At 70.5% G+C, this 24,296-nt stretch carries 18 protein-coding genes; 12 read left to right on the top strand and 6 right to left on the bottom strand.

Annotated elements, in window-relative coordinates:
* Positions 1-21: 21 nt before the first annotated feature.
* Positions 22-855 (top strand): aminoglycoside phosphotransferase family protein, encoded by an 834-nt coding sequence (locus L6E10_RS36900; protein WP_236224802.1) that lies wholly within the window; start codon positions 22-24, stop codon positions 853-855.
* On the opposite strand, the gene L6E10_RS36895 is transcribed toward L6E10_RS36900, so the two are convergent.
* The 3 genes from L6E10_RS36895 to L6E10_RS36885 all read right to left on the bottom strand — a co-directional run bounded on the left by L6E10_RS36895 (position 852) and on the right by L6E10_RS36885 (position 5,145).
* Complete coding sequence (locus L6E10_RS36895) at positions 852-2,669, bottom strand: S8 family serine peptidase (RefSeq protein WP_236224801.1); 1,818 nt, start codon at positions 2,667-2,669, stop codon at positions 852-854. The two genes, L6E10_RS36900 and L6E10_RS36895, sit on opposite strands and share 4 nt — an antisense overlap.
* Positions 2,670-2,829: 160 nt before the next feature.
* Positions 2,830-3,771, bottom strand: a complete 942-nt coding sequence (locus L6E10_RS36890) for an RNA polymerase sigma factor RpoD/SigA (protein ID WP_236224800.1) — start codon at positions 3,769-3,771, stop codon at positions 2,830-2,832.
* A gap of 78 nt (positions 3,772-3,849) precedes the next feature.
* Positions 3,850-5,145 carry a hemolysin family protein gene (locus L6E10_RS36885; protein ID WP_236224799.1) on the bottom strand — a complete coding sequence of 432 codons (1,296 nt, stop codon included), beginning with the start codon at positions 5,143-5,145 and terminating at the stop codon, positions 3,850-3,852.
* 90 nt (positions 5,146-5,235) lie between these two features.
* Here L6E10_RS36885 and L6E10_RS36880 point away from each other — a divergent pair, with 90 nt between their 5' ends.
* The 4 genes from L6E10_RS36880 (at position 5,236) to L6E10_RS36865 (ending at position 8,128) form a co-directional block, all read left to right on the top strand.
* Positions 5,236-5,631 carry an ATP-binding protein gene (locus tag L6E10_RS36880; RefSeq protein WP_236224798.1) on the top strand — a complete coding sequence of 132 codons (396 nt, stop codon included), beginning with the start codon at positions 5,236-5,238 and terminating at the stop codon, positions 5,629-5,631.
* Positions 5,632-5,710: 79 nt separating this feature from the next.
* On the top strand, positions 5,711-6,454 hold the full coding sequence (locus L6E10_RS36875) for a hypothetical protein (protein ID WP_236224797.1): 744 nt from the start codon (positions 5,711-5,713) through the stop codon (positions 6,452-6,454).
* Between the two features lie 10 nt (positions 6,455-6,464).
* The gene (locus L6E10_RS36870; RefSeq protein WP_236224796.1) at positions 6,465-7,526 is read left to right on the top strand and encodes a sensor histidine kinase; all 1,062 of its coding nucleotides are present in this window, start codon (positions 6,465-6,467) and stop codon (positions 7,524-7,526) included.
* Positions 7,523-8,128 carry a response regulator transcription factor gene (locus tag L6E10_RS36865; RefSeq protein ID WP_236224795.1) on the top strand — a complete coding sequence of 202 codons (606 nt, stop codon included), beginning with the start codon at positions 7,523-7,525 and terminating at the stop codon, positions 8,126-8,128. Before L6E10_RS36870 ends, L6E10_RS36865 begins: the two co-directional genes overlap by 4 nt.
* 39 nt (positions 8,129-8,167) lie before the next feature.
* Here L6E10_RS36865 and L6E10_RS36860 read toward each other — a convergent pair whose 3' ends face one another.
* Positions 8,168-8,836: a GntR family transcriptional regulator gene (locus L6E10_RS36860; protein ID WP_236224794.1), complete on the bottom strand. Its 669-nt coding sequence runs from the start codon at positions 8,834-8,836 to the stop codon at positions 8,168-8,170.
* Positions 8,837-8,893: 57 nt separating this feature from the next.
* On the opposite strand from L6E10_RS36860, the gene L6E10_RS36855 reads away from it, so the two are divergent.
* Positions 8,894-9,310 (top strand): VOC family protein, encoded by a 417-nt coding sequence (locus L6E10_RS36855; protein ID WP_236224793.1) that lies wholly within the window; start codon positions 8,894-8,896, stop codon positions 9,308-9,310.
* Between the two features lie 176 nt (positions 9,311-9,486).
* A complete protein-coding gene (locus L6E10_RS36850) occupies positions 9,487-10,731 on the top strand; it encodes a cytochrome P450 (RefSeq protein ID WP_236224792.1) in 1,245 nt (414 codons plus the stop codon).
* On the opposite strand, the gene L6E10_RS36845 is transcribed toward L6E10_RS36850, so the two are convergent.
* A complete protein-coding gene (locus tag L6E10_RS36845; protein ID WP_236224791.1) occupies positions 10,721-11,311 on the bottom strand; it encodes a TetR/AcrR family transcriptional regulator in 591 nt (196 codons plus the stop codon). The genes L6E10_RS36850 and L6E10_RS36845 overlap by 11 nt on opposite strands.
* Positions 11,312-11,416: 105 nt before the next feature.
* Here L6E10_RS36845 and L6E10_RS36840 point away from each other — a divergent pair, with 105 nt between their 5' ends.
* A complete protein-coding gene (locus L6E10_RS36840; RefSeq protein ID WP_236224790.1) occupies positions 11,417-14,596 on the top strand; it encodes a S8 family peptidase in 3,180 nt (1,059 codons plus the stop codon).
* Here L6E10_RS36840 and L6E10_RS36835 read toward each other — a convergent pair.
* A complete protein-coding gene (locus L6E10_RS36835) occupies positions 14,571-15,404 on the bottom strand; it encodes an NmrA family NAD(P)-binding protein (RefSeq protein WP_236224789.1) in 834 nt (277 codons plus the stop codon). The genes L6E10_RS36840 and L6E10_RS36835 overlap by 26 nt on opposite strands.
* A 377-nt stretch (positions 15,405-15,781) precedes the next feature.
* Between L6E10_RS36835 and L6E10_RS36830 the strand changes: the two genes are divergently transcribed.
* From L6E10_RS36830 to L6E10_RS36815, 4 genes are read left to right on the top strand one after another with little or no spacing between them, the layout of a single operon-like run.
* Entirely contained in the window at positions 15,782-19,588 is a 3,807-nt protein-coding gene (locus tag L6E10_RS36830) for a discoidin domain-containing protein (RefSeq protein WP_236224788.1), read from the top strand.
* Positions 19,589-19,613: 25 nt separating this feature from the next.
* Positions 19,614-22,943 carry a CARDB domain-containing protein gene (locus L6E10_RS36825; RefSeq protein ID WP_236224787.1) on the top strand — a complete coding sequence of 1,110 codons (3,330 nt, stop codon included), beginning with the start codon at positions 19,614-19,616 and terminating at the stop codon, positions 22,941-22,943.
* Positions 22,944-22,998: 55 nt separating this feature from the next.
* Positions 22,999-23,850 (top strand): universal stress protein, encoded by an 852-nt coding sequence (locus L6E10_RS36820; RefSeq protein ID WP_236224786.1) that lies wholly within the window; start codon positions 22,999-23,001, stop codon positions 23,848-23,850.
* Between the two features lie 6 nt (positions 23,851-23,856).
* Complete coding sequence (locus L6E10_RS36815) at positions 23,857-24,276, top strand: hypothetical protein (protein ID WP_236224785.1); 420 nt, start codon at positions 23,857-23,859, stop codon at positions 24,274-24,276.
* Positions 24,277-24,296: the final 20 nt, after the last annotated feature.

The raw sequence follows: 24,296 nt of genomic DNA, 5'->3' as shown, positions 1-24,296 counted from the left end.
GGACCGGTAGCTTCACGGGTCGTGGAGGATCTTCCGGCGGGACTGCCCGAGCACGAGCTGCGCGACGGACTCGCCCGGTACGGCATCACCGGCAAACCCGTCCACGCCCCCGTCGGCTTCGGCGACCACCACTGGACGGTCTACGACCGGTGGTTCACCTCGGTCTCCGACCTGACGACCAAGCCGCTGTCGCGGCTGCGGCGGGCGATGGACACCGCGGCGGCCCTGGGCGAGCAGCTGCCGTTCGTGGTGGCACCGGTGCGATCGGACGACGGCGACACCGTGGTCCTGCTCAACGACCGGTACGCGCTGAGCGTTTTCCCCTACCGGGCGGGCAAAGCGGGGAACTTCGGCGATCCCGTCCACGAGGGTGTCGCCGAGCTGCTGACCGCGCTGCACCGCTGCGAGCCGCCGGAGAGCACGCCGGTCGCGCCGGTCGAGGTACCGGGCACGGTCGCGCTGGCGGCGTTGCTCGACGAGCCCGGCGAGTGGTTCTCGCAGCAGGCGCGGGAGGTGTTCGTGGCGCACGCCGACATCCTCCGCGCCGCACTGGCCGAACTGGACCGGCTCGCCGCGGAGCTGCCCGGCGAGCGGGTGGTCACGCACGGGGAACCCCACGCGGGCAACGTGATCCGGACTCCCGCGGGGCTGTGCCTGGTCGACTGGGACACCGTCGGACTGGCGCCGCCGGAACGCGACCTCTGGTTCCTCGGCGGGGGAACCGGCTTTTACGCGCTGCGCTGGGCCGTGGACGACATCGCGGGCTTTGCGGCGGAGCTCCGCGCCCCGCACGAGAAGTCACGGGACGCGGAGCTCGCGTTGCACTACTTCACCGAGACGCTGCGAAGCCTCTAGAGCGTCAGCGTCCAGGTGTCGATGCTGCCGACGTCGGCGGTGGCGGCGTCGCGGACCCGGAGCGTCCAGGTGCCGTTGCGCGTCTCCGACGACAGGTTGACCGCGTAGGTCTGGTCGATGTTGTCGGCGCTGCCACCCGCGCGGTTGTGCAGGTTGTAGACCGAACCGTCCGGCGCGACCAGGTCGACGACGAGGTCACCCCTGTAGGTGTGCTTGATGTGCACCTCGACCGAGCTGCTCGCCGACGCCGTGCCGGTGCAGCCGCTGAACACGACCGTCGACGTCACCGTGGTGTTGTCGCGGATCGCGACATCGGTGCCGTTGGTCTGCGGGGCGCAGGTGGCCGAGCCGACCGTCCACGTGAACGACGTGCTGCCCGAGCCGCCCGCCGACGCGGTGGCCGTGACGGTCACGTTGTAGGTGCCCGCGACGGTCGCGGTGCCCGAGACCACACCGGACGACGACCCGATCGACAGGCCGGTCGGCAGACCGGTCGCCGACCACGTGTACGGCGCGGTGCCGCCGGACGCGGACAGGGTGAGGTTCGCCGTGCCGCCGAGCGCGGTGCTCTGGTTGCCCGGGTTGGTCACGGAGACGCCGGGAACGCCGCCGGTGCCGGTGCGCAGCAGGCGGTTCGCCGAGTTCGCGCCGGGGTTGGTGACCTTGTTCGGGGTGGCCTGGGCGATGATCGCCGCCTGCACCTCCGCCGGGGTCTTGGCCGGGTTGTCCGCGAGGTACAGCGCCGCCGCGCCCGCCACGTGCGGGGACGCCATCGACGTGCCGCTCATCGTGGCCGAACCGGTGTTGTTGCTGTAGGACGCGGAGACGATGTCCTGACCGGGCGCGAACAGGTCGCTGCAGGTGCCGTAGGAGGAGAACGACGCGCGGGCGTCGGTGCGGGCCGTCGCCATGACGTTGATCGTCTCGGTGACCCGCTGCGGCGAGTACTTGCAGGAGTCGTCGTTGAAGTTGCCCGCCGCCACGACGTACGTGATGCCACGGGCGATCGACGCGCGCACGGCGTCGTCGAGCACGCGGCTCGGCTCGTTCGCCACACCGGTGTAGAGGCTCATGTTCGCGACGGCCGGCAGGACGGCGTTCGCGGTGACCCAGTCGACGCCCGCCGCCTCGGTCGAGACGGAGCCGCCACCGGAGCAGTTGAGCACGCGGACGGCCTTGAGCTTGACCTGCTTCGCCACGCCGTAGGTCGAACCGCCGACGGTGCCCGCGACGTGCGTGCCGTGCCCCTGGCAGTCCTTGCCGTTGCGGCCGTCGGTGAACGCGTCGAACCCGAACGTCGCCCGGCCGCCGAAGTCGGCGTGGTCGTAGTTGATGCCCGTGTCGATCACGTACGCGGTCACGTTGGAGGCACCGGTGCTGTAGCTGTACCTGCTGTCGAGCGGCAGGTCCGCCTGGTCGACGCGGTCCAGGCCCCACGACGGCGGGTTCAGCTGGTCCGCGAGCACCCGCACGGTCCGGTCCTGCTCCACGTAGGCCACCGACGGGTCCGCGGCGAGGCGCTTGGCCTGCTGCTTCGACATCGTGGCCGAGAAGCCCTTGAACGCGGCCTTGTAGGTGAAGCCCTTCTTGCCGCCGTAACGCGCTGCCAGGTCGTCGGCGCGCCCGCTGACCTCCGAGCTCGCGACGGCGTTGTCCTTGAGCACCACGATGTAGCTGTCCTGGACCGCGTTCGGCGCGCTTTCCGCGACGATCGGTCCCTCCGGCTGTGCGGCGACGGCCTGGGGGAGCGCCAGCACGGTGCCGGCGACGGCGATAGCCGCCACCCCGAGCGTGCGCAGGGTGCGTTGTCTCATCACTGCTCCTCATTCGCAGGGAACCGCGTGTGAACGCGGGCCGGCCCTCGACGGCCCAAGATGCGTTCACACGCGGTTGCGAAACAGCGTTAGTCCGTTGTCGGACGTGATGAGTCTTTAGTTGTGGCAAGCCCGGGAACAAGCGACTTTCGTCGTGTTGTCAGCCGGCCAGTGCGAAAAGGTCGTCCCGGTCGCCCGACTGCTTGAGCTGGGCGAGCGACTGCTTCTCGAGCTGGCGGATGCGCTCACGGGTGAGGCCGAGCTCCTCGGCGACCTCCTGCAGGGTGCGGGCACGCCCGTCCTCCAGGCCGTAGCGCAGGCGCATGATCCGGCCCTGCCGTTCGGGGAGGACGTCCAACAGGGACCGCACGCCCTCGGTGAACTCCTGCTGCTCCACCAGGTCCGGCGCCGACACCCCGTCGGTGTCCTGGATCAGGTCGCCCAGCACCGAGTCGCCCTCGCCGCCGACCGGCGTCTCCAGCGACACGCACGTGCGGGCCGCGTCGCGCATGTCCTGCACGCGCTGCGGCGAGCACTTGGCCTCGGCGGCGATCTCCTCGACCGTCGCCTCGCGGCCGAGCGACGCGGACAGCTTCTGACCGATCTTCTTGAGCTTGTTGACCTCTTCGACCACGTGCACCGGCAGGCGGACGGTGCGGGTCTGCTCGGCGAGACCGCGCTCGATCGCCTGGCGGATCCACCACATGGCGTAGGTCGAGAACTTGTATCCCTTGGCGTAGTCGAACTTCTCGACCGCGCGGATCAGGCCGAGGTTGCCCTCCTGGACCACGTCGCCGAACGGCAGGCCGCGGAACGAGTGCTTCTTCGCTACCGACACGACCAGGCGCAGGTTCGCGCGGATCATGTGGTCCTTGGCGCGCTCGCCCTCGGCCACGACGCGGCGCAGCAGGCGCGGTTCACGATTTCCGGTGTCCCCGCTCTCCAGGAGCTGGGCCGCGTAGACGCCGGCCTCGATGCGCCGGGACAGCTCGACCTCTTCCGAGGCTGTGAGCAGCGGCGTGCGGCCGACATCGCGCAGGTACTGGCCGACCGAGTCGCCGTCCTGCTGCCCGGATGCGCGGTTCTTCAGATTCGCAGGCATGACAAATCCCCCCGTTTCCGTTGGCAGGAGTGGCAGCCGAAGTGGCTCCACTGGTGTGTAACGGTTCAGAGGCCCGTCTCATTCCGCGGTTTCCGCTGTGACCTCTCCCTCATCTCGCTTCCGGTGCTTCAACCGCACCTGGGTGATCGCGTGGTGTTCGACCTCCAGCACCTCGATCGACCAGCCGGACACCTCCACCACGTCACCCGGTTCTTCGGGGATGCGGCCGAGGAGCACCAGCACGAGGCCCGCGACCGTCGAATAGGGGCCCGCGGGCGGGTCCCGCAGCTCGACGCCGACGTCCACCAGGTCGTGGACCGGGAACGTGCCCAGCAGCTCGATCGACCCGTCGGGTTCGGCCTTCACCGCCACCACGTCGGAGTCGGTCTCGTCGTAGATCTCACCGACGATCTCCTCCAGCAGGTCCTCCAGCGTCACGATGCCGTCGACGGCGCCGTGTTCGTCGACCACGAGCGCCATTTGCTCGTGCTCGGCCTTCATGCGCCGCAACGCGTCCGTGACGCGTACCGAGTCCGGGAGCACCATCGGCGCCCTCGCCACGTCCGCGAGGGCCACCTCGTCGTCGAGCAGGTCGCGCAGGTTGGCCACGCCGACCACGTCGTCCAGGTGACCGTCCTTGGTCACCGGTGCCCGTGAATGTCCGGACTTCGCCAAGATTTCCCGCGCCACCGCCGTGTCCAAACCTGCGTCGAGAACGGTCACCTGCCTTCGGGGCACGAGGACCTCGCGCAGGCGCCGCTCGTGGATCTCCAGCGCACCGGTCATGATCGTGCGCTGTTCGGGGTTCAAATGTTGTTGCACCTCAACGAGATCGCGCAGTTCCTCCGCCGACATCTGCTCCTCGTCGCGGTTCGGGTCACCGCCGAAGACCCGCACCACCAGATCGGTCGACCTGCTCAGCAGCCACACCGCCGGCCGCGAGATCGTCGAGAGCAGGTCGAGCACGCGCGCGACGATCTTCGCCCAGCGGACCGCGTACTGCATCGCGAGGCGCTTGGGCGCCAGCTCCCCGAAGACCAGCGTGACGAACGTGAGCACGACGGTCACGAGCGCGATCGCGACCCCGTTGGCGGCACCTCCCAGGAAGCTCAGCAGCGGCACCACCGGCGCCGCGAGCGAGACCGCCGCCGTGGCCGATGCCAGGAAGCCCGACAGGGTGATGCCGATCTGCACGGTCGCGAAGTACCGGTTCGGGTCCCGTGCCAGTTTGACCAGCCTGCGGTGCCCCTCCCTCTCCAGGGAGCGCAGCTGGCCCTCCCGCAGCGACACGAACGCCATCTCGCTGCCCGCGAAGGCGGCGTTGAGCAGCACCAGCAGCGCGACCAGCGCGAGGTCCAAGCCATACCCGTCCACACGTTTGGGGTAGCACGCACAGTGGTATTTCGCACTCTGACGGCCATCTTGAGCAGCCAGGAGGCCTCAGCCGAACGAGGTGGGATGGATATGGACACCCCAGAGGTGCTGAGCGCCTCCGCGAGGACCGTGCACACCCTGCCGGAGGGAACGCCCGACCTCGCCGCCGTGCGCGCGTGGGTGGGGGCGCTCTTGCGGGACCTGCCGGAAGACACCCGGCTCGACGTCCTGCTGGTGTGCACTGAACTGGCCAGCAACGCCTATGAACACGCGCAGGGACCTCGGGTCGTGCGTGTGCAACGCCACACTGACTTCGTGCGGGTCGAGGTCGACGACCACACACCCGCCGAACTGCCTCAGCTCGGCCAGTCCAGGCTCGGCGACTCGCGGGGACGCGGGTTGATCCTGATCGCCCAGATCTCCCGGTGCTGGGGCACCCGCGAGTTCACCGGCGGGAAGACCATCTGGGCCGAGATCGACGCATAGATCACCTGTGCGTTTCGCACAGGCAGGTCATGACATCGCACGGATGGGGCTTGTCCCCGATCTTCCCGATGCTCGGCGCATGACAACAACGGTTTCTCCCGCGGTTCGGCCGCTGGTGCGCCACGGAGCCGAGATGCTCGTGGCGATGCTCGTCGGGATGGCCCTGCTCGGGCCGCTGTGGACGCCGGAGAGCGTCGAGCTCGCCGCCCTGTGGATGGCGGTGGCGATGTCGGCGCCGATGGCGTTGTGGATGTCGTACCGGGGTCACGGCCGGATCGCCGAGATGTGCGCGGCGATGTTCGTGCCGTACCTGGCGGTGCTCGTGCCGTACTGGTTCGGGCTGCTCGACGGTCACGCCGTCGAGGTGGGCGGGCATCTGCTGATGCTGCCCGCGATGGCGTTCGTGCTGGTCAGGCACCGGCACGACGCGCACGGAACGCCCAGCGCGAACCCGGTGGTCAAGGCACTCGGCTCGCGCTGGCCCACCGTGGTCGCGCTCGCGGTGACGTTCGACTTCTGGCAGTCGCCGCTCGTGCCTCCCGTGTGGACGCTGCTGCTGTGCCAGGCCGTGTACCTGTTCTGGGGCCGGCGGGCGCCGGGCGTGCAGCTCGGGGTGTTCGCCCTCTACGCGGTGCTCGCCGCCGCGGTGGTCCTGGTGTCGCCCCCGGCCGGGGTCCTGCTGATCGCGCTCGCCTGGGGCGCGCACGCCGTCTGGGACCTCGTCCACCACGTGCGCAACGCGGTCGTGCCGCGCTGGTGGTCGGAGTTCTGCGGCGTGTTCGACCTGGTCATCGCGGTCACGATCCTGATGGTGTGGTTCTAGTCTGATGGCGATGACCGATCTTCCGCACACCGCTCTGCGCGGCACCCTGCACCTGCTGTGGGTGGCGTCGCTCGCCGTGCCGCTGGTCGCGGTGCTGCGCGAGCCGTCCGCGACGCGCTGGCTCGGCGTGCTGGGTCTTCTGGTGCTGGCCGTCGCGTACGCGGTGACGCTGCGCGGCGGTCCGCTGCGGGTGCTCGTGGCCGCGACCCTCGCGACGATCCCGCTGGTCGCGCCGGTCGGCTCCGACGAGCTGCACACCTGGGCGTGGATCGGCGGCGCGGCGGCCGGCTTCGCGCCTCTGCTGCTGACCGGTCCCTGGCGGTGGCTCGCCGCGGTCGGCTCCGTCGTGCTGGCCGGGGTCATCGGCTTCTTCGTCAGCCGCGACCACACGGCGTACCAGATGATCGCGGCCTCCGTCGGCGCGACGATCATCGCGATGGGCGGCCTGCCGATGTGGTTCGCCGGACTGCTCGGCGAGGCCCGCGCCGGTCGCGAGGCGCAGGCCGAGCTCGCCGTGAGCGAGGAACGCCTGCGGTTCGCCCGCGACGTGCACGACCTGCTGGGCCACCGCCTGACCGTGATCGCCCTGAAGTCCGAACTGGCCGGCCGCCTGGCCGCGACCGACCCCGAGCGCTCGGCCGCGGAGGCGTTCGAGGCGCAACGACTGGCGTCCACGGCCCTGGAGGAGGTGCGTGACGCCGTGCACGGCTATCGCGCCGTGAACCTGCCGGAGCAGTTGGAGGCAGTGCGCGACGTCCTGACGGAGGCGGGCATCCGCTGCACGGTCGCGGACGCCGACGTGCACGGCGAGCCGGCCACGCAACTCGCGCTGGCGTTGCGCGAGGCGTGCACCAACGTGCTGCGCCACAGCCACGCCACGTGGTGCATGATCGACGTCGCTGTGGCCGACGAGGAGGTGCGGATGACCGTGACGAACGACGGCACCGAGAAGCCTTCTCTGGAGGGCAACGGCCTGCGCGGCATCCGCGAACGCCTCGCCGCCGTGGGCGGCCGGGTGTCCGCCGAGAAGTCCGGCGACGTCTTCACGCTGCAGGTCGTGGTACCCGCGTGATCAGGGTGCTGCTGGCCGACGACGAGGAGCTGATCCGCGACGCCCTCGCGGCCCTGCTCGACCTGGAACCGGACCTCGAGGTGGTGGCCCGCGCCGGTGACGGCAGGGCCGCTGTCGAGGCCGCGCGGGCCCACCGGCCGGACGTGGCCGTGGTGGACCTGCAGATGCCCTTCCTGGACGGCCTGGAGGTCACCGAGGAGCTGGGGCGGGTGCTGCCCTCGTGCGCGGTCGTCATCCTCACCGGCCGCGGCCGGCCACCGCACCTGCAGCAGGCCCTGCACGCCGGCGCTCGCGGCTTCCTGCCCAAGGGATCCCCCGGCGGCACGCTCGCCGACGTGATCCGCCGCGTGCACTCGGGCGGGCGCTGGGTGGACCCGGCGCTGGCCGCCGACGCGCTGGCCGCCCCGCCCTGCCCGCTGACGCAACGGGAGCTGGAGGTGCTGCGGCTCAGCGAGTTCGGGACGCCGGTGGCGCAAATCGCCTCCCGCACCTCGCTGTCCGCCGGGACCGTGCGCAACCACCTGTCGGCCGCGGTGGCGAAGCTCGGCGTGGCCAACCGGTCCGAGGCCTTCCAGCGGGCCGTCGAGCACGGGTGGCTCTAGCTCCAATCCCCCGGCTCCGTGTCCGATGTGGACCGCGGCTCACGCCTCGGAGGCGAGCACGTCGAACGCGTGCTTGCGGTGCACCGCGAACAACTCCAGCGCCGCTTCGACGTTCCGCGCCCGCAACGCCGCCACCAGCATGTCGTGCTCCAGCCGCACGTGGTCGAGGTAGTCGGCCGTGCTCGAGTTGATGCGCATGATCAGGAACAGGAACACCTGCGAGCGGATCCCGTACCAGGCCTCCAGCAGCCGCGAGTGCTTGGCCGCCACGTACACGGCGTCGTGGAACTGGATGTCGCAGCGCACCATCCCGTAGGGGTCCTCGGCCCGCTCCATCGCCTTCGCCGCCATGGCGATCGCGACGAGGGCCGAGTCGCTGGCGTGCTCGACCACGCGGCGCACGGCCAACTCCTCCAAGGCACCGCGCAAGCTGTTCAGCTCGGCCACGTCCTCGTCCGACAACACCGTCACCGTGGCGCCCCGGTGCCACTCGCTGCGCACGATCCCCTCGCGCTCGAGCAACTGCAGCGCGTCCCGCACGGGACCCCGGCTGACCTGCAGCGCCTTCGACAACTCGACCTCGCGCAACGGGTCACCGGGCCGGAACATGCCGGTGAAGATCGTCGACCGGATCGTGTCCGCGACCTCGTTGCCCAGGCCCCGGCGACGGGCGGGCGCGAGGGTGAGCGGCTTGTCGTCCTTACCCATGTCCGAATGTTAACAACCGCACAATCCCACCGATTGTAGGAATGTTAACATTCCTACATGCCGAACATCCCCCGCTTCCACCTCGCCATGCCCGTCGACGACCTCGCCGCCGCCCGCCGCTTCTACGGCGAGACGCTCGGCTTGGAGCAGGGCCGCAGCTCCGACACATGGGTCGACTGGAACCTGCACGGCCACCAGTTCGTCACCCACCTCGCGCCGAAGACCGAGCGCGTCAGCAACCCCGTCGACGGCCACGACGTGCCGGTCCCCCACTTCGGGCTGGTGCTGGAGGTCGACGAGTTCCAGGCACTCGCCGCGCGGCTCACCGAGGCCGGCACGAAGTTCGTCATCGAGCCGTACGTGCGGTTCAAGGGCGAAGCCGGTGAGCAGTGGACGATGTTCCTGCTGGACCCGGCGGGCAACGCGCTGGAGTTCAAGGCTTTCGCGGACGACTCGCAGGTGTTCGCGGTCTGAGATCGACTCAAGACCGCGAGCGAGCCGGTGCCGGTTCACAGCAGAGGCAAGCGGCTCCTGATTCCCGTCTCCCGAGTAAAGAGACCGCAATAATCTTGCACGATGCGCAAGTTTGAGTAGCGTGGAGGTGACGCCGAGCCACGACCCGGTCACATCGGGTCAGACAGGGAGAGGCCATGACCACGGCCGAGCGGCAGCGCAACGCGGCACAGCTCCTCCGCCCGCAGTTGCCCGCCGAACTCACCGACAAGCGCGCAGGGTGCCCGTTCGACCCGGCCACGGGGCTGACCGAGCTGAGCGGGCGCGGCGGGATCCACCGCGTCGAGCACAACGGGGACTCCGTCTGGCTCGTGACCGGGCACGACGAGGCGCGGGCCGTGCTGGCCGCGCCGCAGATGAGTTCGGACCGGATCAACAGCCCTCGCGCGAAGGCCCTGATCTCGCCCGAGCTGCACGCCGAGATGTTCCCGCCGGAGCGGCGGGCCGGGTCGTTCATCTTCATGGACGCGCCCGAGCACACACGCTTCCGGCGGCTGCTGACCGGGCAGTTCACCGTGCGCCGGATGCGCGACCTCACGCCGCGGGTGCACGAGATCGTCACCGGCTGTCTCGACGCGATGGTCGAGAAGGGGCCGCCGGCCGATCTGGTGCACGACTTCGCGCTGCCCGTGCCGTCACTGGTGATCTGCGAGCTGCTGGGCGTCGACTACGGCGACCGCGACGAGTTCCAGCGCCGCACGTCGAAGCTGCTCAGCCTGACCACGACCGTCGACGAGCAGATCGAGAACGCGACCGAGATGCGCCGGTTCATGCGCGAGCTCGTCGAGGAGAAGCAGCGCGACCCCGGTGACGACCTGCTGTCGGGGCTCGTGCGCGACACCGACCTCACCACGGACGAGCTCGTCGGCATCGCGAACCTGCTGCTGATCGCGGGCCACGAGACGACGGCGAACATGCTGGCGCTCGGCACGTTCGCGTTGCTGGAGCACCCCGCGGAGCTCGAGAAGCTGCGCGCGGACCCCGGGCTGGTCGAGAACGCGGTCGAGGAGCTGCTGCGCTACCTGTCGATCATCAGCGCGGGCGTCTCACGCCACGCCAGGGAGGACGTCGAGATCGGCGGCGTCACCGTCCGGGCCGGGGAGACGGTCGTGGTGTCGGTGCCCGCGGTCAACCGCGACGAGCGCCAGTACGACGACCCGCACGCGCTCCTGCTCGACCGGCCGCGCGGGCACCACGTGGCGTTCGGGCACGGCATCCACCAGTGCCTCGGCCAGCAGCTCGCGCGCGTCGAGATGGCGGTGGGCTTCACCGAGCTGCTGCGCAGGCTGCCGTCGCTGCAGCTCGCCGTGCCGGCTCACGAGGTGCCGTTGCGCACCGACATGTCGATCTACGGCGTGCACAGGCTGCCGGTCACCTGGTGAACCCGGTGCCGAGCTGGTCGATCATCCGGCCGACCAGCTCGGCCGCCGTGTAGCGCTCCGAAGCCTGGGGCGTGTCGAGCCACCACTGCACCACGGCGCGCATCGACGCGAGGATCGTCGACGCCGTCACGGCCGGATAGGGGTCCACGGACGGATCGACGCCGCAGCGCTCGGCGATCGCCGCCGTGAGGGCCTGTTCGCGGGCCGAGTAGGCGGCGAACACGTGCGGCAGCAGCGACGGGTGGCGGCGCAGCTCGCGCAGCTGGCGGAGCCGTTCGAGGTCGACGTGCTGCGGGTAGATCGAGTGCAGCGCCTCCCGCAGCGCGACCAGCACCGGTTCGCCGGACGGGCGTGCGGCGAACTCCTCGACGAACGCGAGCGCGGTGGCCGTGTCGCCGGCGACGACCGCTTCCTCCTTGGAGGAGAAGTAGTTGAAGAACGTCCGCAGCGACACCCCGGCCGCCCGCGCGATCTGGTCCACCGTCACCCGGTCGAGGCCGTGCCGCACGCACAGGCTCCAGGCCGCGTCCCCCAGCGCCTCCCTGGTGGCGGCCTTCTTGCGTTCCCGCAGCCCCGTCATGGCGCAAAGAGTAGAACGTGCCGAAAATTGGTGTAGACCTTGTCACCCGAGTGAGCACCTCACTACGGTCCGTGGGATCGCTCTCACAGACCCACGGAGGACCGGGTGCGCTTACTCGGAGTCGTCGTCCTGACCGGTGCCCTGCTCACCGCCGGCCAGGCACAAGCCGCTCCCGCCCCAGCGGTTCCGCACCGAGCCGCTCCCCCCGCGGCCGCTCCGCACCGGGCGGCGTCCGCGCCGACCGTCACGCTGATCACCGGTGACCAGGTCCTCACCGGACAGCGGGCTGTCAGGCCGGCGCCGGGCCGTGAGCGGGTCGTGTTCACGACCTACACAGCGCAGGGCCACGAGTACGTGGTGCCGCGGGACGCCATTCCGCTGATCGCGAGCGGACGCCTCGACGAACGGCTCTTCGACGTCACCGAGCTCGCCACGTACGGCGGCGCGCTGCCCGTGATCGTCACCTACCCCGACGGCGCCCCGCGCACCCTGAGCACCGGGCTGCAGCTGCCGAGCATCAACGGCGTCGCGTTCGACGCGGCCCGGACACCCCTTGTCGGAATGTCAACATTCCTGCAAGAGGGGTCGCGGTCGGAGCCGGGAGCACTGGAACGGGCCGGCCGAGCGCTGGGCGGCATCGAGAAGGTCTGGCTCGACGCCCGGCGCCAGGCCACCCTGGACCGCAGCGTCGCCCAGATCAACGCCCCCGCCGCCTACGCCGCGGGCCTCACCGGCACGGGCACCACGGTCGCCGTCCTCGACACCGGCGTCGACCACACCCACCCCGACCTCGCGGACCGCGAGGTCGGCGAGCGGAACTTCACCAGCTCACCGGACAACGGCGACCACCACGGCCACGGCACGCACGTGGCGTCGATCATCGCGGGCACCGGCGCGAAGAGCGGCGGCAAGTACCACGGGGTGGCGCCCGGTGCGCGCATCCTCGACGTGAAGGTGCTGGGCGACAACGGTTCCGGCCAGGACAGCGGCATCATCGCCGGCATGGAGTGGGCGGTCGAGCAGGGTGCCCAGGTCGTCAACATGAGCCTCGGCGGCTTCGACACCCCCGCCGTCGAACCACTCGAGGAAGCCGTCAACCGCCTCAGCGCCGAGAAGGGCACGCTGTTCGTCGTCGCGGCGGGCAACAGCGGCCCGGACGCGAAGACCGTCGGCTCTCCCGGCACCGCCGACGCGGCCCTGACCGTCGGCGCGGTCGACGACCGGGACCGCGTCGCCGAGTTCTCGAGCCGCGGCCCGACGCAGGCGGGCACGCTCAAGCCCGACCTCACCGCGCCGGGCGTCGGCATCGTCGCCGCCCTGCACTCGGACGGCAGGATCGGCGCGCCGGTCGCCGACGGCTACACCTCGCTCGACGGCACCTCGATGGCGACGCCGCACGTGGCGGGCGCGGCGGCTCTCCTGCGCCAGCAGCACCCCGGACTGGACGGGGTCGCGCTCAAGGCGCGGCTGACCGGCGGCACCACGCCTACCGCGGAGCTGACGCCGTTCGAGCAGGGCTCCGGGCGCGTCGACGTCGCCAAGCTGGTCGAGCAGAACGTGACGTCGAGCCCGACCGGCATCAGCTTCGGCTCGCACCAGTGGCCGCACACCGGCGAACCCGTGCTGTCGAAGGAGATCACGTACTCGAACGCGGGCTCCGAGCCCGTCACGCTCGACCTCACCACCGAGACGACCGGCGCGCTGTTCAGCGTCTCCCCCGCCACGCTCACGGTCCCGGCGGGCGGCACCGCGAAGGCCACGGTCACCGCGGACCTCGCGAGGCAACCGGCCGGTGGCGTGTTCGGCGGCGCGGTCGTGGCGAGCGGGGTGCGGACGGCCGTCGTCGCCGACCTGGAGGTCGAGAGCTACGACGTCGTGGTGGCCGGCGTCGAACGCTCCGGCGCCCCGGCGTCGTCGACCTTCGCGTTCCTCGTCAACGTCGACACCGGCGCCCGCGTGTGGCCGAACAGCGCGACAGGGGTGGCACGCCTGGCCAAGGGCCGCTACGTCCTGTCCGGCAGCGTTCTGTCGTCGGGCAGCGACTACACGCACGACGCCATCAACTACCCGAACCTCACCGTCACCGGCGCGACGACGATCACGCTCGACGCCCGGCAGGCCAGGCCGATCAAGGTGACGCTCCCGGTCGCCGCGCAGCTGTCGTTGCTGCAGACCGGTTTCGAACGGGTCGTCAACGGCACGAGCTACACCATCGGCGACTTCTCGGTGGGCGGCGCGATCGACCACCTCGGCGTCGCGAGCCTCGGCCCCGACTCGGACGAGGTCACCGGCAAGATCGCGACGTTCTGGACCGCGGGCACCGACTTCTACGGACTCGCCTGGTACCGCAAGGGATCCGCGCCCAACGGGCTGACGAAGACGGTCGCGAAGAAGGACCTCGCGTCCGTCAGGGTCGACATGCCACCGCTCGGGCCCGGCCAGACCGCGAGCATCGGCCACACCTCCTCGCCGGAGGGCCGCGCCGACTGGACCTACGGCTCACTCGACAACTTCACGCCCGGCCCGCGCACCGAGTACTACGGCGGCGAGGGCGGGGACTGGTCGCGGCGGTTCACCCTGTTCGACGAGACCGGCCACATCGGCGGTCTCGTCACACCGCTGCGGCACTACCGGCCGGGCAGGTCGTACGTGGAACCCTTCCACCGCGCGGTGTTCGGCCCGGCGCTGCCACCGACGCGGGGCGTGCCGCACTCGTTCCGCACCGGCGACTTCGTCCGGATCACCGTGCCGCTGTACGGCGACAGCGCGGGCAACGAGGGCTACAGCCCCGTGTCCGAGGCGAAGACCACGGTGTACCGCGACGGCGTCAAGGCCGCCGAGACGGCCGAGGCGGGCTGGGCGGCGCTCGACGTCGAACCGGGCTCCGCGCACTACCGCGTGGAGACGTCCGCGACCCGCGACACCGCTTTGAGCACCAAGGTGTCCGGCGTCTGGACGTTCCGCAGCGACACCACCGCGAAGCAGACCGCGCTGCCGTTGTCGGTCATCCGCTTCACGCCGCAGCTGGACGACGAGGGCTGCGGGAAGGCGGGCCAGATGCTGTCGGTGCCGCTGTCCACGCAGTCCCAGGTGGACTCGGTGCGCATCACGTCCGTCGAGGTCTCCTACGACGGTGGGACGACGTGGCGCCGCACGCAGATGACGGCCGGGCGCGTGCTGCTCGCCCACCCGAGGGACGCGAAGTCGGTGTCGTTGCGCGCCAAGGCGTCCGGCGGCGGCCAGACCGTCGAACAGACGATCATCGACGCGTATCTGCTCCGCTGACGAACGCGCCCGCGTGCTCGCGAGCCCACGAGGCGAACGAGCGCGCGGGCCTTCCCAGCACGTCCTCGACGTCGCTCACCACCGTGTACCCCACCGCGGGCATGTCCCGCTTCCACCCGAGCAGGAGGTCGACGACCTCGGCGGGCCGCCCGGCCGCGAGCATCCCGGCCCGTGCCTCCTCCTCGGACTGCTCGACGTACCTGATCTCCCTGCCGGTGGCGGCGGCGATCGCGGCCACCTGCTCCGGCACGGACAGCGCTTCCGGCCCGGTCAACGTGTAGGTGCGGCCGCCGTGCCCACCCCTCACGAGCACGGCGGCCGCCACCGCGCCGATGTCGCCCTCGTGCACGAGCGCGCTCCGCGCGTACGCGAACGGCTCCCGCACCTCCCCCGTGGCGCGCACCGACTCGGCCCAGACCAGGGCGTTCGACATGAAGTCCACGGGCCGCAACACGGTCCACTCGAGCGAACTGGCCGTGACCGCCTCCTCCAGCGGACTCCGGGACCCGCTCCACAGCACCGTGACCCGCCCGACCCCGGCCTTCTCGGCTCGCTCGACCAGCTCCGGGCCCGTGAGCAGGTCCGCGTAGTCGTCGCCCGCGTTGGTCAGCAGGTGCGCACCGGTGACCCCGTCGAACGGGATCGTCTCCGGTCTGGTCAGGTCTCCCTCGACAACCTCGACCCCGGCCGGGAGCCGTGCGGCGGCCGCGTTCCTGGTGACCGCGCGGACCTCCCGGCCCAGCGCGAGGAGTTCGTCCACGACCCGGCGCCCGGCGTTCCCGGTCGCTCCCGTCACGAGAATCGTCATGGACCCGACCGTAAAACCTGCAGCTAACTGGAGATCAAGCGACAACGAGGCCGGGCTTCGCCACTTGCGCAAGGCTTACGCAACCCGAGCAAGCGCTGAGCAAACCGCCGCAAGCGCACCCCTCAAGATCGAATCAATTTTCGAGGGCGATTCGGGCCCGAACCTCCCACAACGCCCTGAGTCCAGCCGCTGGTGATCGACCTCGCGCACGCTGCAACACCGCTCACCCGCGGAAAGCAGCACCCGTCTTTCCTGTTCAGAGCCTTTGTCGCAAATTTGCGCAATCACGTCGAGATATTGCGGTAATCTGCTGGTCACTTCTACGGTGAGGCGCGCCACACCCCCTCGCGTCCCCACCGAGAAGGGCCAAGCACGCCATGTCACCGACGACACGCGCTCGCTCCCTGCTAGCCCCGCTGGTAGCAACGATCACCGTCGCGGCCACCCTGATGATCTCCCCCGCGGCACAGGCGGCACCGGTCAGCCTGGACCTCAGCAAGCAGACCCGCATCGACCGCGTCACGCTCTCCTCGCCGAAGAACGGCACCGAGACGTTCGCCGTGCAGACGAGCCTCGACGGCAGGGGCTGGTCGACGCTGGTCGCCGAACAACCGCACACCTTCCGCGACGGCAGGGTGACCTTCCAGGTCGATCCCACTCTCGTGCGGCACGTCCGGGCCACGAAGACGACGGCGAAGCTGGAGGTCCGCGAAGCCGCCGCCGGCGCGCGGCTCGCCGCCACCTTCACCGCGAGCAGCAGCACCCAGGACTACGCCGCCGCCAACGTCGGGGACGGCAACCAGGGCACCTACTGGGAGAGCGCGAACAACGCCTTCCCGCAGTGGATCCAGGCCGACCTGGGTTCCGCGGTCAAGGCGGACCGGGTCGTGCTGAAACTCCCGGCGGCGAACTGGGGAGCCCGCACCCAGACCTTCGCCGTGCAGGGCGGCACGGACGGGACGAACTTCACGGACCTGGTGGCGAGCAGGGGCCACGAGTTCACGCCGGCCTCGAACAACACGGTCGCGATCGAGTTCACCGCGGCCACCACGCGGTACGTCCGGCTGCGGATCACCGGCAACACCGGCTGGCCCGCCGGGCAGCTGAGCGAGTTCGAGGTCCACGGCCCGACCGGCGGTGACGCACAGGCCCCGACGGCCCCGGCGAACCTCGCCCTCACCCAGCCGCAGGCCGGGCAGATCCGGCTGACCTGGAACGCCAGCACGGACAACGTCGGCGTCACCGGCTACGACGTCCACGCCAACGGCATCCTGCGCACGACCGTCACCGGCACGACCTACACCGACACCCAGCCCGACGGCCTGCGCGTGACCTACCACGTGGTCGCGAAGGACGCGGCCGGGAACCAGTCCCCCGCCAGCGGTTCCGTGACGCGCGAGGGCGCCACGGGCACGAACCTGGCGCAGGGCAAGCCCGTCACGGCGAACAACAACGTGCACGGCTTCGTCGCCGCCAACGCCAACGACGGCAACGTGCAGACCTACTGGGAGTCCGGCGGGTTCCCCGGCACGCTGACCGTCCACCTGGGATCGAACGCGGACGTCGGCTCCGTCGCGATCAAGCTCAACCCCGACTCGGCGTGGGGTGCGCGCACGCAGCACGTCGAGGTCCTCGGCCGCGAGCAGAACGCCACCGGCTTCACGAGCCTCGTCGCCGGCCGCGACCACCGCTTCGACCCGGCGACCGGCAACAGCACCACCATCATCGGCGGCGGCCGGGTCGCCGACGTCCAGCTGCGGTTCACGTCCAACACCGGCGCTCCCGGCGCCCAGGTGGCGGAGGTCCTGGTGTTCGGCACCCCTGCCCCGAACCCCGACCTCACCGTCACCGCCACGTCGTTCACGCCGGCGAGCCCCGTCGAGACCGACCGGATCACGCTGAACGCCACCGTCCGCAACGCGGGAACGGCGGCAAGCGGCGCCACCGACGTGACGTTCTTCCTCGGCAGCACCGCCGTCGGCACCGCTCAGGTCGGCGCGCTCGCCGCCGGCGCGCAGGCGGACGTCGGCACCACCATCGCCGCACGTCCGGAAGGCTCCTACGAGTACACCGCCAAGGTCGACGAGACCAGGAAGGTGGCGGAGCAGAACGAGAACGACAACGCCCGCGTCCACCCCGACCGGCTCGTCGTGACGGCGGTCCCGAGCTCCGACCTGGTGGCCGTGCCGTCCTGGTCGCCGAGCAACCCGGCCCACGGCCAGAACACCACGTTCAGCGTCGCCCTGAAGAACCAGGGCACCATCGCGTCCACGGCTGGTGCCCACGGCATCACGGTCACGATCGTCGACAGCAGCGGCCAGACCGTCCGCACGCTGACGGGCAGCCACAACGGCACGATCGACGCGGGTGCCACCACCGCCGCGGTCGACCTCGGCACGTGGCCTGCCGCCAACGGCCGGTACACCGTCCGCACGGTGATCGCGAACGACGGCAACGAGGTCCCGGCCAAGCAGGGCAACAACACCGGCGAGCAGTCGTTGTTCATCGGCCGCGGGGCGAGCGTCCCGTGGCAGCACGTCGAGGCCGAGGACGCCACCGTCGGCGGTGGTGCGCAGGTGCTCGGCCCGAACCGCACGATCGGCGACCTCGCCGGTGAGGCGTCCGGCCGCCGTGCCGTCACGCTGAACTCCACCGGCCAGTCGGTCGAGTTCACGACGTCCGGCCCCACCAACACGCTCGTCACCCGCTTCTCCATCCCGGACAGCTCCGGTGGCGGCGGCATCACCTCGACCCTCAACGTCTACGTCGACGGCCGGTTCCACAAGGCGATCGACCTGACGTCGAAGTACATGTGGCTCTACGGCAACGAGGCCGAGCCGGGCAACTCGCCGGGAGCGGGCGGGCCGCGCCACCTCTACGACGAGGCGAACCTGATGCTCGACCGGACTTTCCCGGCGGGCACGAAGGTCAAGCTGCAGAAGGACGCCGCCAACACCACGAACTACGCGATCGACTTCGTGAACTTCGAACAGGTGACGGCCGCCGGGAACCCCGACGCCGCGCGCTACGCCGTGCCCGCCGGGTTCAGCCACCAGGAAGTGCAGAACGCGCTCGACCGCGTCCGGATGGACACCACGGGGAACCTCGTCGGCGTCTACCTGCCCGCGGGCACGTACCAGACGGCGCAGAAGTTCCAGGTCTACGGCAAGGCGGTCCGCGTGGTCGGCGCCGGTCCCTGGTTCACCCGGTTCCAGGCCCCGCCGACGCAGGAGAACACCGACATCGGCTTCTCCGCGCAGTCGTCCGCGAGCGGCTCGGCGTTCAGCGGGTTCGCCGTCTTCGGCAACTACACCGCGCGCATCAACGGGCCGGGCAAGGTGTTCGACGTCGCCGGAGTGCGGAACACGACCATCGAGAACATCTGGGTCGAGCACATGATGTGCCTGTTCTGGGGCAACAACGTCGACAACAACGTCATCAGGGACAGCCGCATCCGCGACATGTACGCGGACGGCCTGAACATGACCAACGGCTCGTCGGGCAACCGGATCGCGAACATCGAGGCCCGCTCGACCGGTGACGACGCGTTCGCGCTGTTCGCCGCGACCGACAACGGCGGAACCGGTCAGCAGGACAACGTCTTCGAGAACCTGTCCGTGCTCACCCCGTGGCGCGCCGCCGGTCTCGCGGTCTACGGCGGCAAGCTCAACACGTTCCGCAACATCTACGTGGCGGACACGCTCACCTACTCCGCCGTGACGATCAGCTCGCTCGACTTCGGCTACCCGATGGAGGACTTCGGGCCCGAGCCGACCACGTTCAGCGGCCTCACCCTGGTGCGCTCCGGCGGGCACTTCTGGGGCGCGCAGACGTTCGGCGCGATCTGGATGTTCTCCGCTTCCAAGAAGTACACGGGGATCCGGGTGAACGACGTCGAGATCATCGACCCGACCTACAGCGGGATCATGTTCCAGACCAAGTACAACGGCGCGGCCGAGAACGTCTTCCAGGACACGGTGCTGTCCGGCGTGAGCATCTCGGGTGCGCGCAAGAGCGGCGACGCGTTCGACGCCAAGTCCGGTTTCGGCCTGTGGGCCAACGAGATGCCGGAACCGAACCAGGGACCCGCCGTCGGCGAGGTCACCTTCACCGGCCTGAGGTTCCGCGACAACTTCCAGGACATCAGGAACACGACGTCCACCTTCAAGATCAACATCAACTGATACCCCTGCCGCGAAGGAAGACCACATGAAATCCACGCTCATGAAGCGTGCGGTGAGTGCTGCGGTCGTCAGCGCTCTCGCACTGTTCGGACTGACACCCGCGGCAGGAGCAGCGGTCGCCCGGCTGTCCGCGACCCTGACCGCGAGCAGCACCAACGGCCCGTACGGCGCCGGCAACGCCGGTGACGGCAACCAGGGCAGCTACTGGGAGAGCACGAACGGCGTGTTCCCGCAGTGGCTCCAGGCAGACCTCGGTTCGTCCAGGAGCGTTAGCAAGGTCGTGCTGCGCCTGCCCTCGAACTGGGAGCAGCGCTCGCAAACGCTTGCCGTGCAAGGGAGTGCGAACGGCTCGCAGTTCAGCGACCTCGTCGGTTCCGGCGCACGGGTCTTCTCCCCCGGCTCCGGCAACACGGTGACGCTGGACTTCCCCGCCACGAGCACCCGGTACGTGCGCGTCACGATCACCGCGAACTCCGGCTGGTCCGCGGGCCAGCTCAGCGAGTTCGAGGTGCACGGCGAGTCCGGACCGGTCGACCCGCCGCCCCCTGGCGACAACCTCGCGGCCGGCAAGCCCGTCGACGAGTCAGGGCACGTGCACAACTTCGTGCCGGGCAACGCCGTCGACGGCAACACCGGCACGTACTGGGAGTCGAACGGTCTCCCCGGTCACCTGACCGCGAAGCTGGGTTCGAACGCCGACATCACCTCGGTGGTCGTCAAGCTCAACCCCGACTCCGCGTGGGGCGCCCGCACGCAGAACTTCGAGGTGCTCGGCAGGGAAGCGAGCGCTTCCGCGTTCGCGACCCTGAAGGCGCGCGCCGACTACCGGTTCGACCCGGCCACCGGCAACACCATCACCGTCCCGGTGACCGGTCGCGCGTCCGACGTGCGGCTGCACTTCTACTCGAACACCGGCGCGCCCGGCGGCCAGGTCGCCGAGTTCCAGGTCTTCGGCTCCGCCGCACCGGCTCCCGACCTGACCGTCACGAACCTGACGTGGACGCCGGCCAGTCCGTCCGAGGCCGACGCGATCAGGCTGACCGCGACCGTGCGCAACGGCGGCACCGTGGCGTCCGGCGCGACGACGCTGAACGCCACGCTCGGCGGCACCGTCGCGGGCACCGCGTCCGTCGGCGCACTCGCTGCCGGGGCCACGGCCACCGTCACCGTCGACGCGGGTCGTCGCGGTGCCGGGTCCTACGCGGCCGCGGCCACCGTGGACCCGGCCAACCAGGTCGCGGAGACCAACGAGGGCAACAACACCTTCACCTCCGGCTCTCCCCTGGTCGTCGGCCAGGCTCCGGGACCGGACCTGCAGATCACCGGCGTCACGCCGAACCCGTCGTCCCCGGCGGCCGGCCAGCAGGTGACGTTCGCCGTGTCGGTCAACAACCGCGGCACGTCCGCGGCGGGTGCCTCGTTGACCCGTGTGTCCGTCGGCGGAAGCACCCTGAACGCCAACACCTCCGCGATCAACGCCGGTCAGACCGTGACGGTCAACGTCGGCACCTGGACCGCCACCAACGGCGGCGCCACGGCCACGGCGACCGCCGACGCCACCAACGTTGTGGCGGAGACCAACGAGAACAACAACACCGCGACCCAGTCCGTCGTGGTCGGGCGCGGCGCGTCCGTTCCGTTCACGAGCTACGAGGCCGAAGCGGGCCGGCACAACGGCACGCTGCTCCAGGCCGACGCGAAGCGCACGTTCGGGCACACCAACTTCGGCTCCGAGTCCTCGGGCCGCAAGTCGGTACGGCTCGACGCGCAGGGCCAGTTCGTGGAGATCACCTCGACGGTCAGCACCAACTCGATCGTCGTGCGCAACTCCATCCCGGACGCCGCCGCGGGCGGCGGCCAGGAAGCGACGATCAGCCTGTACGCGAACGACCAGTTCGTGCAGAAGCTGACCCTGTCGTCGCGGCACAGCTGGCTCTACGGCACGACCGACGACCCCGAGGGCCTCACGAACCGCCCCGGCGGCGACGCCCGCAGGCTGTTCGACGAGTCCCAGGCGCTGCTCGCGAACTCCTACCCCGCGGGGACGAGGTTCAAGCTGCAGCGCGACTCCGGGGACACCGCGCAGTTCTACGTGATCGACCTGGTCGACCTGGAGCAGGTGGCACCCGCGGCGCAAAAGCCCGCCGAGTGCGTCTCGATCACGCAGTACGGTGCCACGGCGAACGACCAGACCGACGACACGGACGCGTTGCAGCGCGCCGTGACGGCCGACCAGAACGGGGAGATCCCCTGCGTCTGGATCCCGGAGGGCCGCTTCCGCCAGGAGAAGAAGATCCTCACCGTGTTCAACAGCGGCGGCGACAACCAGGTCGGCATCCGCAACGTCACGATCCGCGGCGCCGGCATGTGGCGCTCGCAGCTGTTCTCGTTGATCCAGCCGCAGGACGCGGACACGATCAACCACCCGCACGAGGGCAACTTCGGGTTCGACGTCGACGACAACACGCAGATCTCCGACATCGCGATCTTCGGCTCCGGCCGGATCCGCGGCGGTGACGGGGGCGCCGAGGGCGGCGTCGGCCTCAACGGCCGGTTCGGCAAGAACACCAAGGTCACCAACGTGTGGATCGAGCACGCCAACGTCGGTGTCTGGGTCGGCCGCGACTACGCCAACCTGCCCGACCGCTGGAACCCCGGCGACGGCCTGCTGTTCAGCGGAATGCGCATCCGCGACACCTACGCCGACGGCATCAACTTCACCAACGGCACCCGCAACTCCACGGTGTTCAACTCGTCGTTCCGCACCACGGGCGACGACGCGCTGGCCGTGTGGGCGTCGAAGTACGTGAAGGACCAGAACGCCGATGTCGGCAGCGGCAACGCCTTCCTCAACAACACGATCGCGCTCCCCTGGCGCGCCAACGGGATCGCCATCTACGGCGGGTCGGACAACCGCGCCGAGAACAACATCATCTCCGACACGGCGAACTACCCGGGCATCATGCTGGCGACCGACCACGACCCGCTGCCGTTCGGCGGGACGACGCTGCTCGCCAACAACGCCCTGCACCGCACGGGTGGCGCGTTCTGGGGTGAGGCGCAGGAGTTCGGCGCCATCACGCTGTTCTCCCAGAACCTGCCGATCCCCGGCGTCGTCATCCGCGACACCGAGATCCTCGACTCGACCTACGACGGGATCCAGTTCAAGGGCGGCGGCAGCGGCATGCCGGACGTGCGGATCACCAACGTGCGCATCGACAGGTCCGCCAACGGCTCGGGCATCCTCGCGATGGCCCAGGCCCGCGGGTCGGCGCGCCTGACGAACGTGACGATCACGAACTCGCGGGACGGCGACATCACCGTCGAGCCGGGTTCGCAGTTCGTCATCGGCTAGCTCACTTTTGACGCCACCTCCGGCCGGGTATGCCCCTGGCCGGAGGTGGTTTCCCATGTCCACGGTCGTGGTCGGCTTCGACGGTTCCGATCTGGCGCGGCGCGCGGTGCTCTGGGGTGCCGAGGAAGCTTCGCGGCGCGGTGCGGCGTTGCAGGTGGTTCAGGCTGTGCGGGCTCCTCTGCCGGAGCCGGTGTTCACGCCGATGACCATCCCAGTGCCGGAGTTCGTCTCCGAGGAGACGATGTCGAAGGCCGCCGAGGACCACCTCGCCGAGTTGGCCACCGAGGTGCGGCGGAACTGGCCGGGGCTCGACGTCTCCACGCACGTCCGCCTCGGCCGTCCGGTCGACGTCCTCGCCGACGAACCCGGTGAGCTGCTCGTGCTCGGGTCCTCCGGCCGCACCGGCATCCGCGAGATGTTCCTCGGGTCCACCGCCCTCGAACTGGTGTCGGCGTGCGGGCGTCCGGTGGTCGTGACCCGTTCCGGCCCGCTGGAGGGCCGCGTGGTCGTCGGCGTCGACGGCTCCGAGACCTCGGCGGGCGCCCTCGCGTTCGCTTTCGACTTCGCCTCCCGCCACGGCCGCGAGGTGCTGGCGATCCACGCTTTCAACGACGCGGGCTGGGCCGAGCTGCCCGAGCCGGACGTCGGTCACGTCCGCGCCGACCTCGCCCGGCTCCTCGACGAACGGCTCGCACCCCACGCCGCGCGGTGGCCCGGCGTGCACGTGGCGCGCGAGGTCGCGTTCGACGCTCCCGCCCGCGCGTTGCTGCGCGCGGCCGAGGGCGCGGCGCTCGTCGCGGTGGGCAGCCACGGCCGTGGCGCGGTGAGCCGTGCGATCCTGGGGTCGGTCAGCCACGCTGTGCTGCACCACGCGCCGTGCGCGGTCGCGGTGGTCCATCGGAGGTGACGTGAGATGCGCGGGTTGGCTGCTGTGCTGCTGTGCCTGGTGCTTGCTTCGTGCGGTGCCACCGAACAGGCTCCCCCGCGGAGTCCCGCGTCGAGCACGTCCGACACACCCACGAGCACGCCGAGCGCCCCCGCACCGCTGCCTCCGTCGTCGGTGGCGCCCACGCAGGCCCCGCCGCCGCTGCCCACGCCGTCGCGGGCGCTCGACCCGACCCTGAAGACGGTGCGGGGCACGGTGTCCGCCGGCGTCGAGCCGGGCTGCACGCTCCTCAGCACACCCGGCGAGCAGTACCTGCTGCTCGGCGCGGATCCCGCGATCGCGGTGAACGGCGCCGTCGTCGAGGTGTCCGGCAGGCCCGATCCCGGCGCTGTGACGACGTGCCAGCAGGGCACCCCGTTCGCCGTCACCCGCGTCTCGCGGATCTGACTCCACCCGAACGGAGCACG

Source organism: Lentzea sp. CC55 (assembly GCF_021056325.1).
Classification (GTDB): domain Bacteria; phylum Actinomycetota; class Actinomycetes; order Mycobacteriales; family Pseudonocardiaceae; genus Lentzea; species Lentzea jiangxiensis.
The sequence above is the reverse complement of the archived record's forward strand: the minus strand, read 5'-3'. Positions and strand labels throughout refer to the sequence as shown.

Coding starts and splice junctions, on each gene's coding strand:
- L6E10_RS36895 (WP_236224801.1), bottom strand. CDS start 2,669: ATGAGACAACGCACCCTGCGCACGCTCGGGGTGGCGGCTATCGCCGTC.
- L6E10_RS36890 (WP_236224800.1), bottom strand. CDS start 3,771: ATGCCTGCGAATCTGAAGAACCGCGCATCCGGGCAGCAGGACGGCGAC.
- L6E10_RS36880 (WP_236224798.1), top strand. CDS start 5,236: ATGGACACCCCAGAGGTGCTGAGCGCCTCCGCGAGGACCGTGCACACC.
- L6E10_RS36875 (WP_236224797.1), top strand. CDS start 5,711: ATGACAACAACGGTTTCTCCCGCGGTTCGGCCGCTGGTGCGCCACGGA.
- L6E10_RS36870 (WP_236224796.1), top strand. CDS start 6,465: ATGACCGATCTTCCGCACACCGCTCTGCGCGGCACCCTGCACCTGCTG.
- L6E10_RS36860 (WP_236224794.1), bottom strand. CDS start 8,836: ATGGGTAAGGACGACAAGCCGCTCACCCTCGCGCCCGCCCGTCGCCGG.
- L6E10_RS36855 (WP_236224793.1), top strand. CDS start 8,894: ATGCCGAACATCCCCCGCTTCCACCTCGCCATGCCCGTCGACGACCTC.
- L6E10_RS36850 (WP_236224792.1), top strand. CDS start 9,487: ATGACCACGGCCGAGCGGCAGCGCAACGCGGCACAGCTCCTCCGCCCG.
- L6E10_RS36845 (WP_236224791.1), bottom strand. CDS start 11,311: ATGACGGGGCTGCGGGAACGCAAGAAGGCCGCCACCAGGGAGGCGCTG.
- L6E10_RS36835 (WP_236224789.1), bottom strand. CDS start 15,404: ATGACGATTCTCGTGACGGGAGCGACCGGGAACGCCGGGCGCCGGGTC.
- L6E10_RS36830 (WP_236224788.1), top strand. CDS start 15,782: ATGTCACCGACGACACGCGCTCGCTCCCTGCTAGCCCCGCTGGTAGCA.
- L6E10_RS36825 (WP_236224787.1), top strand. CDS start 19,614: ATGAAATCCACGCTCATGAAGCGTGCGGTGAGTGCTGCGGTCGTCAGC.
- L6E10_RS36820 (WP_236224786.1), top strand. CDS start 22,999: ATGTCCACGGTCGTGGTCGGCTTCGACGGTTCCGATCTGGCGCGGCGC.
- L6E10_RS36815 (WP_236224785.1), top strand. CDS start 23,857: ATGCGCGGGTTGGCTGCTGTGCTGCTGTGCCTGGTGCTTGCTTCGTGC.